The following is a 14,056-nucleotide window of genomic DNA, read 5'->3' on the forward strand; positions in this document are numbered from 1 at the left end:
TCGATTACACGAGTGCGTAAATCCGTTGAGTAAGCGACAGGCATTTCACCAACTTGATAGATTGTCCACTCGTTAGCTTAATAGAAAAGGGGCTAATTACCTAAAAACTGCTGTATGTAAGCTTTGGCTTCATCCTGCCCACCTGTCGCTGCTTCAAACATATCTGTTTCGATGGCTGCTGGTGCAACGACATTGATGCGAATCCCCGCTTTGGCATATTGGAGCGCAGCAGCTTTTGTTAAGCCTATTACCGCGTGCTTACTCGCGGTGTAGAGAGGTACGCCAGGAAGTCCAACGACTCCATTCGCAGATGCCATATTGACGATTGAACCACCTCCCTGTTTCAACATCTGAGCGATTTCATGTTTCATCGACAACCAAACGCCTTTGACATTGACATTCATGGTGCGATCGTATTCAGCTTCTGTTTGCTCAATCAATGAGGGGTTTTCGGCGACAGTTCCTGCGTTATTAAAGGCAATATCTAACCGATCAAAAACGCCAACCGCCTTATCAACCATTGCTTCAACATCGGTTTCTTTTGTGACATCTGCTTGCACAAAAATCGCCTCTCCGCCAGCTTCCTGAATCAATCGAACCGTTTCTTCACCTTCATCCATTCGACGACCCACCACCACCACCTTTGCTTGTTGTTGGGCATAAGCGATCGCCGTTGCACGACCAATTCCTGCAGTTCCGCCAGTGATAAGCACCACTTTATCCTGAAGTATCATTCTATTTCTCCTAAAATCAAGTCCGGTTGTTCTCTCTTGAAATGGATCGATTCACTGTGATTCCACAATCGACAATCAAAAATCAATTCACTGTGACTCCGCCATCGATCACCAAAGGTTGTCCAGTGATGTAGCTCGCAGCATCAGAACATAAGAACACAACCGTTGCAGCAATTTCTTCAGGTTGACCCCTATGCCCCATCGGGACGCTCGACGACACCATCGAATCAAACTGCGCTAAAGTCATGCCTATCTCTTGGAGGCTCTTAGGAGTAACTATTTCTGTGCCGCGAATATAGCCAGGATTGACGGCATTAATCCGAATCCCTTGCTTGGCATAATCGAGCGCAGCAGAACGAGTGAGACCCATCACAGCATGTTTGCTGCCAGTATAAGGACCCATTCCAGGTATCCCGATCAATCCCGCTACTGAAGAGTTGTTGATGATGACCCCTGCTCCTTGAGTCAGCATCTGTTGAATTTCATATTTCATGCATAAGAACACACCCCGCAGGTTGGTTGCCATCATGCTGTCAAAGTCTTCAACAGACTGCTCGTGTAGTGGCTGTGGGAGTGTACCAAATCCAGCGTTATTGAAGGCAAAATCTAGCCTTCCGTAGGTTGCGACTGTTTTCTCTATCAGCGCCTTAACCTCTGGTTCACTCGATACATCCGATCGTACAAACAAACACTCTGCTCCTGTCTCACGAATCATCGCAGAAGTTGTTTCACCTTCTGCGTCGCGTCTACCGGAGAATACGACTTTTGCTCCGGCAGCACCAAATGCGATCGCGGTTGCTCGACCGATGCCCGATGTTCCGCCAGTCACCAAAGCAACCTTGTCTTTCAGCATCATGATAGTTACCTCTTGTTGTGAATGGCTGTGTCACTTTGTCAAAAACTCAATAAGCAATACGTGTAGGAGCCAGCAATAAGAAGCGCCTCCTACAACCAGGATGAGTACGATCCTGGTTGCAAAATGGTGGGTTTAGGCATTGATATCTGCTGGCTCCTACACTTAGTCGCGCTCGATTAGTGTGTTTGAAGGTAAGTTGGGATTGATCGCCCTACGCGCACTGTCAACGCCCACGACGGGAAGTGTACCCGGATCGAGCAAGCCAATTTGAACCAAAACACTCGCCTGATCCCAGTAGAGGTGTTCATGGGCTATCTTGCCGTCACGAAACCGAATAATCGCAACTACTGGCACTTCAACCCGTTTTCCGGTTGGAGCAACGCCGGGTAATAGCCATTCCATCCGAACAGTATGAGTGAACTTACCCACCATTTCATCGACGAGTTGATCCGTTCCGATCGTGCGCGAGATTGGGGTCAACTCCATGTCCGGCGGCATCTGTGGAATGAAGTATTTGGAATAAAACTCGCGCAGTGCTGGTTTCCCGACTCCCCCAGTCATTACCGGAATGTGGTTGACGTAAGCATCCTCAACCATCGTAGCGAGGGCATCTTCAGTACTGTGAGTGCCAAACTCGTACTGTAAATGCTCTTCCCAAAGTGCTTGCAAAGACTCATGGGTTGGCGTCAAGTTGGTAGTTGCTTGTAAATTTGCTTGTTCGTCTACAGATTGCTGTTTGACCATGATTAAATACTCCTGGTTCTATCTATCTAAAGTGTCTTGAGTTCCAATGCTTGACTGCTTCCAGATTCTTGTGATGTTAGTGAACTTGTTTCAATGGACGTATAAGCATTCAGCACCTGTTTCGCGAATCAGTTGGGCGGTTTTTTCTCCTTCTGCGTCGCGTCTACCGGAGAATACGACTTTTGCTCCAGCAGCACCGAGCGCGCGCTGCTTCGCAGATACCGCAAGGGTCGCCGTTGCTCTGCCAATTCCCGATGTGCCACCAGTGACTAACGCCACTTTATCTTGCGGTATCATTTTGTTTCTCCTGTTTCAATCAAGATTGACTTTCCGAGATTTAGCTCATTTGTCCAATCGGTCGAACAATGATTTCATTCACATCCACCTCTGCGGGTTGCTCGATTGCAAAGGCAATTGCGCGCGCGATCGCATCTGCTGGAATCACTGCCTCACGAAATCCCTCCACCCACTCCGCCGCTTCAGCATCGGTGATCGTGCTAGCAAGTTCAGTTTCCGTCACTCCAGGCGAAATCACCGTGACCCGGATGTCTGTCGATTCTTGCCGCAGTCCCTCGGAAATCGCCCAAACTGCAAACTTAGTGGCGCAGTACACGGCTGCGGTTGGATAGACGTTGTGCCCACCGATCGAGGATAGATTGACAAACTGCCCTGATCGTTGCTGCTTAAAGAGAGGTAGCGCAGCAGCAATTCCGTGAAGCACACCGCGAATGTTCACATCAATCATGCGGTTCCATTCATCGACCTTCAGCACCTCAAGCCTGGAGAGTGGCATCAAGCCTGCATTGTTCACCACAACATCAAGGCGACCAAATTTATCTTGGGCAAACTCGACAAAGGCTTGCATGTCTTCGAGGTTGGTGACATCCAGGGTACGGTATTCTGCTTCGCCACCTTTAGAGCGAATTTCGGCAGCGATTGCTTCCAGTCGATCGGTGCGCCGCGCCCCTAACACAACCCGTAAACCCTGATGAGCCAGCAATCTGGCAGTTGCTTCACCAATACCGCTACTAGCTCCAGTAATCGCAATAACTTTGTTCTCAACAGTTGACATGGTGATTATTCCTTGTAGGTGATTAAAGCTGATTAGCAGTTAGACCGCTTTTAGGATGTCTGCCTGTACGACTTGGGCAAGCTGCTCCATATACAACCGCGCCCATGCGAGCGCGTTTTCTCTCAGTCCCACCACCACAACGCCTCGCATATCGAGTTTTGTGCCGTTGGTATGGTTGCCTTGCCAGTGCCACTCTGACCAACCCAACTCATCCGCGCTCGTATGGGTGGTTAATTTCGCTTGAAGATCAGGAACTTGAGCGAAGAGAGCAGTCCAGTTCTTTCGCACTTGTTCTGCACCAGTGAAGTTTCGCTCCGGATGGACGGGTTGTTCACCTATGAAGTCAGGAGCAAAGCAGTTCACGAATGCATCAATGTTATGAGCATTGATTGCAGCTTCCATCTTGAGCAGAACTGAGGAAGTGTTTTGAATAGGAGTAGTCTTTGTGTTCATGTTGTTATCTCCATTGTGTTTAGAGGTATTACTCGTCTGAGCCTTTATGCTGCCTTTGGCAACCAGGAAACCTTGTTGACTAACGAGATCACCGACGACCCTTCCGATCGCTCTGGGAAACGGGTTCAGATGCCTTATCACGTTTGAACACCTTGTAGGCGATCGCCAGGAATATGGGGACTATCACCAGCACCGATAGCGCCGCGTAGGTCGCGCGGAACTCGCTGACTGTGAACAGAGCTGGCGTGTTCACGGCGGTTCCAGGTGCGTTGATCAGGAGTATGCCGCCGATGTTGTTCGCGAAGTGTACGCCGATGGCGAGTTCGGTGGTTCCGTCAATCAACGAGACCACGGTCCACAACAGACCCGGAACGAGGAAGTAGTTGAAAAAGACCGTGAGCCAGCCGCCTGAGATCGCCTCCGGGTTGGCGAGGTGCGGCAGGGTGAATATCACGGCTGACGCGATCGCCAGAAAGATGCGGTTCGACCAGATCATGCTCACTCCCTGCACGATGTAGCCGCGAAAGAACAGCTCCTCGGTGGTGGTCTGGATCGCGATGAGGACCAGTGCCAGCGGCACGAAGAGCGCGAACGACGCGAGGTCGGAGTTGAAGGAAAAGGTGTCGGGGTAAAGAAGGTATTGTCCCAGCCCGCCTATCAGACACACTGGAACGAACCACGCCACAAACCCCTGACCGACGCGACGCCAGTCGATCCGCTCCCGCGCCGTGACGAGCGTCCGGGGGGGGCGGCGGTGGATACGGGTAACGGCGATGAGAACCCCCACAAGAAAAAACGCGAAACCTGCCATAACAAACAGGAACTTCCCGAAAGGACCAAGCATGTAGTAATCCGTCTGTCCGCTGAGCGCGATCGCGACGAGTACGCTGGCACCAGTCCCGACCACCAGCCACGCAAAGAGGATGACTACTAATCCCAGAACATACCGCCACCCCCGATATTTACCCCACCTCGCAGCCTCCACGTAAGTTGAGTCTTTCACGTCCGTTCCGATTCCCTGCTTTCCTTTGATTGCTTTGATCCTCATCTTTGTCTCCTTGACTCGTGTATGTGTGTAGTGCTTGGATCTGACCGCTAGTTGCTTTTGCGATTGTTTTCAGGGTTCGATGGAATTACTGAGAACCCTTCCGATCGCTCTGGGAAACGGGTTCAGATGCCTCGTCGCGTTTGAACACCTTGTAGGCGATCGCCAGGAAAACGGGAATCAGCACGAGAGAGATGATGTCGTAGAATCTCGCATGGTACTCGCTGATGCTGAACAGGGCTGGTGCGGCGAAGAAGCTTCCAGACCAGTTAAACAAGAGAAAGTACGCGATGTTGTTGGCAAAGTGTGCGCCGATCGCAAGCTCGGTCGTGCCGTCGATCAATGAAACGATCGCATACAGCAGACCCGTGCCGACGAAGTAGCCGAGGAACATCCCGATCCAGCCACCCTCCTGTGACTCCGGGTTGGTGGCGTGCGGCAGGGTGAAGATCACGGCTGATACGATCGCCAGAAACACGCGGTTCGACCAGATCAGGCTCGCGCCCTGCACGATGTACCCGCGAAAGAAAAGCTCCTCGGTGGTCGTCTGGATCGCAGTGAGAATCAGCGCGATCGGCACGAAGAGCGCGAACGTCTTGAGGTCGGAGTTGAAGGAGAAGGTATCGGGGTAGAGGAGGTACTGCCCCAGCCCGCCGAGCAGTACCCAGGGCACGAACCCAGCCACGAAGCCGTGACCGACGCGCCGCCAACTGATCTTCTCTCGCGCCGTGACGAGCGTGCGGGGATGACGCTGGTGGATGAGGGAGACGGCAATGAGAATTCCCGCGAGAAACACTGGAAAACCCGCCATGACCACGACGAAGCCCCCCACAGGACCGAACGCAGCGAAATCCAGCTGACCGAGCGCCGCGACACCCTCCTGACCGCCGAGGGCGAACGCGACGAGCGCACTGGCGACGTTGGCGGCGACCATCCACGCAAAGAGGATGATCATCAGCCCCAGAACATACCGCCACCACCGATACTTACCCCACCCGGCAGCCTCCACGTAAGTTGCGTCTTTCACTTCCGTTCTACTTCCCTGCTCTCCTGTGATTGCTTTGAACTTCATCTTTGTCTCCTTGACTCGTGCATGATGGAGTTAGCGAATCTGTTTTGGGGTCACTCCAGTCAGGCGCTTAAACTGTTGGGTCAGATGGCTTTGACTGGAGAAACCAACTTGTAGAGCGATATCAGAGATCGCCAAATCCGTTTTCGACAGCATCAATTTTGCTCGTTCCACCCGCTGTTGAATTACGTACTGGTGTGGAGAAACCTCGATCGCTTGTTTGAATACACTGGCAAAGTAAGTCGGGCTAAGATTAAGAGTTTCTGCAAGTTCAGCCAGTGACAAGTCTCGCTCAAGGTGAGTCTGAATATAGTTGAGTACTTGTTGCAATTGGATGCGCGTTAAGCCTTTGTGCTTGAATTCAGTGGTTGACGTTGTAGTTGTTAGCATGATTCAAAAATTGGCAAGTTGTTTAATAAAACAGGCAAAAACTAGCCATCAAATTAGATAGCTTACTAGCACTCACAAACAAGTCAGATATGAATAGAGCTTAGTGACTTGCAGCGACAATGGCTGCCGTCAACTCTGTTATTTTCCAGCGTCCGGTATACCGAATGTTATTGATGAATAGGGCTGGAGCAGCCGTTATTCCACTCTTGCATCCACTTTCGATATCTTCATTGATGCGAGCGATGTGCACCTGCTTAGACAACTCTTTAAGAAATTGAGGGATATCAAGCCCTAAATTGTTGGCGTACTCGACAAGATAACCATTCTCTAACTTCTGTTGATGAGCAAACAAAGTGTCGTGCATTGACCAAAACTGTCCTTGGGCAGCGGCGGCTTCGGCAGCTTGAGCGGCCCGTTGAGCTTGGGGATGAATCTGTGCTTGCGGAAAATGACGGAAGATGAAACATAAATAATCTTCTCCAAAAGCAGCACTAAGCTCTCGTTTGATCGCTTTAATTATCTTGTAAACGTCTGCACTGACAGAGCATTGATAATCTCCATACATTACCAGCACCACGTCGGCATTGAATACACCTTGCATGTGATCCTGTGTTGAAGCTGGAATAGATAACAAACTACGGTCTCGGTCTTGATTCACTTAAACACCTCTGAGGGAAGCAATGGTAATCGCAAGCGATTCAACCCTCTTTCTGCGCTCTAGATGAAGCAAACTCAATGCTGTAACTCAATTGCTATTCGTGTTTGCCTAGAACTAAATATAGGCAATTGCCCGCTCACTTGTCGTCAGCTGAGAGTTGCAACTTTTGCTCACCAAAGCGAATGATGAACCAGTCCCTCTGTCAATGTCATCATCGCTCCAACTCTGGTTGGACTCCGGAGTCAAACTAAAGGGTGACTGGCTTACAAACTGACAATGCCGCGTTTAATCGCAACAATCACAGCCTGGGTGCGATCGCTCACGCCCAACTTACTTAAAATTCGATTGACATGGGTTTTGACAGTATTCTCACTAATACTTAAAGCAGTCGCAATATCTGAATTGCTCATCCCTCGTGCCATTAAGCCCAGTACCTCTAACTCTCGTTCCCTGAGTTCTGGATTATTCAGACGCTGCACCAGTTTTGCTCCCACGTCTGGTGGAATGTATTGCTGACCACAAGCAACGATGCGAATCGCATTCAGCAACTCATTAGATTTAGTATCCTTAAGCAGATAGCCTTGAGCACCCGCATGTAGTCCGCGATAGATATCTTCATCTCCATTGTAGGTGGTTAGCACAATAATCCGGGCAGGTTTAAATTCAGCACAGATTGCGCTGATGGCTTCCACCCCACTAACTTGCGGCATTCGCAAATCCATTAGCGTTACATCTGGTTGATGTTCCCGAAAGCAATCGATCGCCTGTTGCCCATCTTCGGCTTGAGCAATCACTGTCATTTCTGGATCGCGGTTAATGATGGTTGTCAATCCTTGCCGGACAATAGAATGATCGTCAGCAATTAGAACCCGAATCATCGTGGATTGGCTCGTCATCATGCTCACCCTCGATTAACAATGACAATAATTTCTGTTCCTTGCCCTGGTTGGCTCTCGATTACCAGTTGTGCGCCAACGCGCTCTGCTCGCTCGCTCATGCCCAACAATCCAAATCCGCCGCTCATTGGAACGCCAACCACGCCAAAGCCTTGTCCGTCGTCTTTGACTTGCAAGCGACACTGAGCATTGTCATAGACTAACTCAATTCTAATTTCATTCGCGTTAGCATATTTGATTGCATTGGTCAGTGCTTCTTGTCCAATCCGCAGCAAGTTATTTTCCACCTCGGCGGGTAAGGAATAGGCGACCCCCTGAATTGAGTAAATGAGATCCGTATTGGTCGCCACTCTCATCTGGTTTACCAACCGCTCAAGGGCACTCGATAAATCACCTTCTTCCAGCAACTGGGGACGCAGGGCTGTCACCGAGCGACGCGCTTCAGACAGTCCAGTGCGGGCTAACTCCTCGATCGTGTCTAAATGCGCTTGGGTAGCTTCTACATCATCGGTTAACACTTGAGCCGCTGCATCAACCTGGATCAGAATGCCTGTAAACGCCTGAGCGAGTGTGTCATGAATTTCACGCGCCATGCGGTTGCGTTCTTCTAAGATTGAGGCGACTTCTGCTTGCTTTTGCAGCGTAATATCTCGCGCCAGCCAAATCACCTGTTCGTGCTGAATCGGGGCAATGCGAGCCGAAAACCAGATTTCTCGCCCAGCAAAGCAGTGACTGTATTCAACGGTGAGGACTTGTTGGGTTCTCAGCACCTGCTGAATTTGATTCAGGAATTCATCGGCTTGTTCTTTGGCAAAAAGTTGATGCAGCGTTTTGCCAGTACACTCCTCTCCATAGGATGAATTTCCTTTGATTGTGCAGAGCAATTGCCCTTCAGCACTGAAGATACATAGCGGATCGGGAATGGCTGAAAAGAGCGCCCGCAGCTCTGCTTCAGAAGCTTGCAATGCTGCTTCTGCTTGCTTGCGTTTAATTCCCAATGCCATCTCGCGAGCGGCAAACCCCAATGCCTCACAGTGAGACACCGGAATGGATTGTCGAGCAAACATCGCGATCACGCCAACCAACTGCTCATCCAGCAGGATCGGACAGCCTGCAAATGCCGCAATACCTTCTCGCTCTGCCCATTCGTGATCAATATATGAGTCATCAAACACATGGTTGATCAACAGTGGAAAGCTTTCTTGAGCAATTCGTCCAAGTTTCGGGCTATTCATGGACACTCGACTGTAGGTACCGTCAAGACGGGTATACATTCCCGCACTGGCTTGTAACTCCAAAACATCCTGGTCTTTATTGATTGTCCAAATTCGAGCAAATGCCGCATTCAAGTGCTTAACAACGGCTTCTGCACAGCGATGCAGCATCAAGGGTAAACTATCACTTTGAGCAAGGGCACTGTCCACATCGGCACGAAAAGCGGAGAGGATTGCCTGTTCTCGAAACTGAGCCTCGGACTGGCGCAACACCGCTTCTGCTTGTTTGCGATCGTCGATATCCGTATAAACTCCCAATGCTCTGATGGGTTCACCGAATTCATTCCAGGTCACAATTTTGCCGACAGAACGAATCCATTTCCACTGACCATCCTGGGTACGATGGCGATACTCTGTTTGACAATTGGGGACTTCTCCAGTAACAAAAGCATTGTAAGTTGCAACCATTGATTCTCTGTCGTCAGGATGCAAATTCTCAACCCACCAAGATTTGGTCATGTGAAACGTTGCTGGATCATAGCCCAGCATTAAAGGATATTCTGGGTTAACCACGATTTCTTCAGTTTTGATGTTGAGATCGTAGAGTCCCTGATTTGAAGCGGTTAATGCTAGGCGTAGTCGTTCTTCACTCATTTGTAGAGCGACTTCTGCTCGTTTGCGATCGCTAATATCCGCAATCACCCCTTCAATGTAGTCATCGCCTGCATTCAGATAAGAAGAGAAAAGTCCCCAGAACAATGTCCCATCTCGTTTTCGCATGTGGGCTTCAAAGTTTCGCACTTCCCCATCCCGCTTCAGCAACTCAATGACGTGTTGGCGATCTCTGGGATTGACATAGTAGCCTGCGGTGTGTTCAACCCCAATTATCTCCTCTGGTGAGTCAAAGCCATATAGATTGGCAAGGCGTTGATTGGCATTGAGAATTAATCCATCCGAAATGCGGTTTCGGAAGATGCCGACCTGTGAGTTTTCAAAGATATTACGGAACTTGGCTTCACTGCGTTGTAATGCCTCTTCTGCTTGTCTACGCTGGGTGGTGTCATTGCCCACCGATAAAATTTCAACAACCTCTCCCTGTTCATTGAAGATGGCTTGATTCGACCAGGCCATCCAAACTCGCCGACCGTCTCGACACAAATTTTCACCCTCACCTTGCGGGTACGATTGAGGATTACGAAGTAAATCACGGACAAAGGGTTTCATATCGCGTCCAGAGAGTTCGATGTCTGGAAGGATGGTTTCAAATACGGTTCGCCCTAAAATCTCGTGTTCTTCATAGCCCAGGAGTTTTACCCCATAATCGTTGATGTAGTGAATCCGTCCTTGCGTGTCATAGCGAATGATGACTGAATTCGCGGTTTGTAACAGGTTGCGGTAGTTCGCTTCACTTTGTCTCAATGCGGCTTCGGTTTGTTGACGTTCCGCGATCTCCTGCTGCAAGGCTTGAGTTTGCTCTTCTACTTTCCGTTCCAGCGTTTTGGTATAGCCTGCTAATTGTGCATACAACCGAGCATTGTCTAGTGAAATTGCTGCCTGAGCCATCAACAGTTTAAGGACTTGTAAGCAATCGCTAGTAAACACTCCGGCATTAAGATTGTTCTCTAGATAAAGGATGCCGATCAACTGGGTTTGATTGAGAATGGGTAGACAGAGGAGCGATCGCGTCTGTTGCTTTTGAATGTAAGGATCAGTTGAAAAAGACGATTCGCTGACTGCATCATCAAACGCCAAAGTTTCTTGAGTGCGTTCTACCAAGTGAATGACGGAGACAGGAATCGTTGCACAGTCAGCAACAGCAAGCTTTTCTAGGTCACACTGTTTACTTCCACTGCATTGAGCCATCACAGTGAGTTGATCCTCCTCTAAGAGAACCAAAGTACCAGTTTCGGCTCCTGCATTTTCGATTACCACCTGCATCAATGTGACAATCAATTGATCGAGATGGACCATTAAACTCTCCCCGACGAAGAACTGTCAGCAGTCTCCTAAAGTGTATCTCTTGCTAAAATCCAGAAAATTAAGCTTTTGGGTGGATTTTCTGAAGGCTTTCCAATGACTACTACTACGTTCTCATTCGGGGTGGAAAAGGGGTACGAGGCCCACTTGATCCTTGAGCCGCGCTCACACTTCAACCTACTCAAAAACAATTTTTGCAAAGAAATTTAAGATCTTGAGACTCAGTTTAAATTATTACGATTCAAAGTTTGCTGGTGCAAGTTCTCACTCAGCCAAGCCCAACTTTCCTGCTTCTAGCTGTCCATCTTGCCTCAGAGTCATTGCCTGGTCATCGGAACACTTCACCCAAATGGGTGACTCATAAAACGTCCCCCGCTGCTCTAACTGAAAACCGCCGAACAATACGCCTAACCATACCTCTATCCACGGCATCTCTAAGCTATCACTGAGTTCGGCGATCGAAACCGAAAGTAGGGTGGTCTGTAGCCACTCTAAAATCGCTGCTGTCCAGCTAGCCACATCTTCTGAATGGGCGATCACCAAAATAGACTGTTTCTGCGCTGCTTCGTCTTCTGCTTCTAGCTGGTCAACCATTGCCAGCACTGCTGCTTTGTCAACGGGAGCCGCAATCGATTCTTTCGGTTTAGCAATCGGCTTTGCTCTTTGCTGGCGCGGTCGGGCTGGCTCCATCAAGTCGCTTAAATCCACCGCCATCGTCTGCCGCACCACATCAGTGAAAAAGCCCTGCTCCACAATCGGATCGCGGCATGACTCCTCCCACTGCGTCATCAGCACTCCAGCTCGTGCCTCACACAGTTCAGCAATCTGGAGTAAGGCATCGCCAGCAAATCGCAATCGTTCAGCTTCCGGCAGGTGTGCCGCTGTTACTTCCACTGCATCTAGTATCTGAGCCAGGTCGATCGCCTCTGGCATTTGCTGCGCCAATTGCAGTTGCTCCCACAAATCCAATTCCAGTTGCTTCGCCTTCACCCACTACGTCCCGTTCCCACAAACTGAAGATGCTCCGCATGATACGAGCAAGGGCGGATGGGGCACTGAGCGATCGCGTGCTGTTCCTCCCGCGCAAAGCGTTCAAACCCACTGCGCCGCCCGTTGCCATACTGCTGGTAGAGCGCCTCCAGAAGCTGTCGGGCATACTCTTTCACCAGTCTGGGCGGCAACCCAAACGTGTGCTGTGGCTGGGTCAATGCGATCGGCTCACTGCCCACCCACATCTCTGCACATAGGGCATGAATTACAATCTCATCGTTGGGCTGACGCGGCTTCTCCACATAAGTGTGCAGCACAACAAACGGCACAGGCGGGATTGGCACGACCACCTCCTCAAGCTGCGGTTGCGCCGCACCTGGTTGCCCCGACCCTTACGGTAATACGATCGCCGCCTGCGGCAGACCGCATCATTCCAGCAGCCGTCCCCATCGTGATCGGCATCATGCAGCCGCCGAGCCTCCGACACCGTCAGGAGGCTGCACGCCCAGCACTTTTCATTCGTTCGCGGATGATGGATAGGAGGGGCAATAGATGGATCGATCTGAGTTTTTGTATCCCTGTAGCCGTTATCGGGGTGAGGTTAAGCCAGAACGGTTGGTGTTTAATGCTAACCTTCAAGAGTTTGCTCAGCGCGTGGGATATATTGCCAACCTGGAGATGGCAGGGAAGCTGTCGCCGGAGGATGCGTATGAGCAGATCGAGGGGCTGTGGCAGCAGTTGCAGCGCAGTAAGCAGGGGTTGGGGATTGGGACATCCGCTTGAAAAATGTACAGTAACTTTTTGTTTGCCCTGGCGACATAATTAGTGTTGCTAAAGAAGCGAAGCTAATCCTGGTTTACTTTTCTACCTAAAGCCAGCTTAGCGATCCCGATGATTTGATGATAAGTCATTGAGTAAACTCTCTAAGAGCTCCTTCCACAGAGAAGGTTTTGCTCAGCGGCACTAATCTGTCTCGATGTCATCTAATTTGGCACTGTACACCAGACGGGGGATCAGTATGCGGTTGGATTAAAGCTACTTCACCTCAAAATTGTCAACCTTAACTGCGATAAGATTGCATCGTTAACGGTTGTTTTGCTCTCTCAATGCTTGAATCGCTTTGGCAACTTCTCTGGCACTTTCTACCGCTTCCCCTAATTATTTTTCTCGGTGGGATCGCAGTAGGGGTGCTGGGATGTAGTGCGATCGCTGCTTACCTCGATCGTAAACCTGTGATTGCACAGAGAATTGACATTATCCCGAAGCTTGAAGACCTTTTTGGTTCACTGGAATTGCAGTCGCTAATCACAGTTTCCAATGGCGAAAATTCCTACAATTACCGCGACCTACACACCGTTCAGGTGGAACTAACCAATCAGTCCAGACAGAACTTTGATGAATTTGAGTTCGGGATTGCCTTGGCGTCTGACGCTGCGATCGTACATATGGAAGTTCAGTCTCCCGATCGCCATCGAGTAGTTAAACCTATCACACCGTTTAGCTTTGGTCAGCCCCGTTCTCAGGTTGATTTAAGCCTGCAACCATTTAATCGAGAAGATAGCTATACGTTCCGCTTGCTGATTATTGTTCCTGAAGGTAGCTCTTCTCTAGGAACTGTTACCTTGAGTTCCCCTGAAGCGGCTCGTTTTGCAGAGTTGCCGACGACGCAGGAGCTCTTAAAAAAGGCAGCAAAAGCAATATCGTTACCGCTGGGTCCTTTCAAAATCTCCTTTCGCTAATTCTGCTAGTTGCTTCTATCAAATTTGCTCCTTTTTGCTTAAATGCACATTCTCACAACCTCTTTCTCCTGGTTTTGCAGCCTCTGGAGAGCATCATAGTGGAGAGAATAGAGTTGTCGGGAAATAAGAACAGAGCTAGCCAATGCGACCTTTCAAGTTCTTCCTATGCCGCAGTCAGGTAGAAGTTCCATAATCCTGCTGCGGTTAGCATAAGGTGAT

Annotated in this window: 14 protein-coding genes and 2 pseudogenes; 2 read left to right on the top strand and 14 right to left on the bottom strand. The window is 49.8% G+C overall.

The window, feature by feature from the left end; translation table 11 throughout:
* Positions 1 to 92: 92 nt before the first annotated feature.
* The 14 genes and pseudogenes from NDI45_RS28580 to NDI45_RS28645 all read right to left on the bottom strand — a co-directional run bounded on the left by NDI45_RS28580 (position 93) and on the right by NDI45_RS28645 (position 12,442).
* Entirely contained in the window at positions 93 to 734 is a 642-nt protein-coding gene (locus tag NDI45_RS28580) for an SDR family NAD(P)-dependent oxidoreductase (RefSeq protein WP_348249792.1), read from the bottom strand.
* Positions 735 to 816: 82 nt separating this feature from the next.
* On the bottom strand, positions 817 to 1,590 hold the full coding sequence (locus tag NDI45_RS28585; protein ID WP_348249793.1) for a glucose 1-dehydrogenase: 774 nt from the start codon (positions 1,588 to 1,590) through the stop codon (positions 817 to 819).
* 162 nt (positions 1,591 to 1,752) lie between these two features.
* Positions 1,753 to 2,334, bottom strand: coding sequence for a nuclear transport factor 2 family protein (locus NDI45_RS28590; RefSeq protein ID WP_348249794.1), 582 nt, complete (start codon positions 2,332 to 2,334; stop codon positions 1,753 to 1,755).
* A gap of 96 nt (positions 2,335 to 2,430) precedes the next feature.
* Positions 2,431 to 2,631: pseudogene (locus NDI45_RS28595) on the bottom strand (SDR family NAD(P)-dependent oxidoreductase); the annotation flags it as partial.
* Positions 2,632 to 2,671: 40 nt separating this feature from the next.
* On the bottom strand, positions 2,672 to 3,406 hold the full coding sequence (locus NDI45_RS28600; protein WP_348249795.1) for an SDR family oxidoreductase: 735 nt from the start codon (positions 3,404 to 3,406) through the stop codon (positions 2,672 to 2,674).
* Positions 3,407 to 3,445: 39 nt separating this feature from the next.
* Positions 3,446 to 3,859, bottom strand: a complete 414-nt coding sequence (locus NDI45_RS28605) for a nuclear transport factor 2 family protein (RefSeq protein ID WP_348249796.1) — start codon at positions 3,857 to 3,859, stop codon at positions 3,446 to 3,448.
* Between the two features lie 88 nt (positions 3,860 to 3,947).
* Positions 3,948 to 4,907, bottom strand: a complete 960-nt coding sequence (locus NDI45_RS28610; RefSeq protein WP_348249797.1) for a type II CAAX endopeptidase family protein — start codon at positions 4,905 to 4,907, stop codon at positions 3,948 to 3,950.
* An 85-nt stretch (positions 4,908 to 4,992) separates the two neighbouring features.
* Positions 4,993 to 5,976: a type II CAAX endopeptidase family protein gene (locus NDI45_RS28615; RefSeq protein ID WP_348249798.1), complete on the bottom strand. Its 984-nt coding sequence runs from the start codon at positions 5,974 to 5,976 to the stop codon at positions 4,993 to 4,995.
* Positions 5,977 to 6,006: 30 nt separating this feature from the next.
* Positions 6,007 to 6,363: an AraC family transcriptional regulator gene (locus NDI45_RS28620; protein WP_348249799.1), complete on the bottom strand. Its 357-nt coding sequence runs from the start codon at positions 6,361 to 6,363 to the stop codon at positions 6,007 to 6,009.
* A gap of 100 nt (positions 6,364 to 6,463) precedes the next feature.
* Entirely contained in the window at positions 6,464 to 7,021 is a 558-nt protein-coding gene (locus tag NDI45_RS28625; RefSeq protein WP_348249800.1) for a DsbA family protein, read from the bottom strand.
* 263 nt (positions 7,022 to 7,284) lie between these two features.
* Positions 7,285 to 7,917 (bottom strand): response regulator transcription factor, encoded by a 633-nt coding sequence (locus NDI45_RS28630; RefSeq protein ID WP_348249803.1) that lies wholly within the window; start codon positions 7,915 to 7,917, stop codon positions 7,285 to 7,287.
* A 5-nt stretch (positions 7,918 to 7,922) separates the two neighbouring features.
* Positions 7,923 to 11,099 (bottom strand): annotated as a pseudogene (locus NDI45_RS28635) (PAS domain S-box protein); the annotation flags it as partial.
* Positions 11,100 to 11,372: 273 nt separating this feature from the next.
* A complete protein-coding gene (locus tag NDI45_RS28640) occupies positions 11,373 to 12,098 on the bottom strand; it encodes a hypothetical protein (protein ID WP_348249801.1) in 726 nt (241 codons plus the stop codon).
* Positions 12,095 to 12,442, bottom strand: a complete 348-nt coding sequence (locus tag NDI45_RS28645) for a hypothetical protein (RefSeq protein ID WP_190789827.1) — start codon at positions 12,440 to 12,442, stop codon at positions 12,095 to 12,097. The genes NDI45_RS28640 and NDI45_RS28645 overlap by 4 nt, the downstream gene beginning before the upstream one ends.
* A 208-nt stretch (positions 12,443 to 12,650) precedes the next feature.
* Here NDI45_RS28645 and NDI45_RS28650 point away from each other — a divergent pair, with 208 nt between their 5' ends.
* Both NDI45_RS28650 and NDI45_RS28655 read left to right on the top strand, forming a co-directional pair.
* On the top strand, positions 12,651 to 12,881 hold the full coding sequence (locus NDI45_RS28650) for a hypothetical protein (protein WP_348249802.1): 231 nt from the start codon (positions 12,651 to 12,653) through the stop codon (positions 12,879 to 12,881).
* A gap of 323 nt (positions 12,882 to 13,204) precedes the next feature.
* The gene (locus NDI45_RS28655; protein WP_190789829.1) at positions 13,205 to 13,837 is read left to right on the top strand and encodes a hypothetical protein; all 633 of its coding nucleotides are present in this window, start codon (positions 13,205 to 13,207) and stop codon (positions 13,835 to 13,837) included.
* Positions 13,838 to 14,056: the final 219 nt, after the last annotated feature.

The sequence above is a fragment of the Leptolyngbya sp. GB1-A1 genome (assembly GCF_039962475.1).
Classification (GTDB): Bacteria; Cyanobacteriota; Cyanobacteriia; order Elainellales; family Elainellaceae; genus Leptolyngbya_A.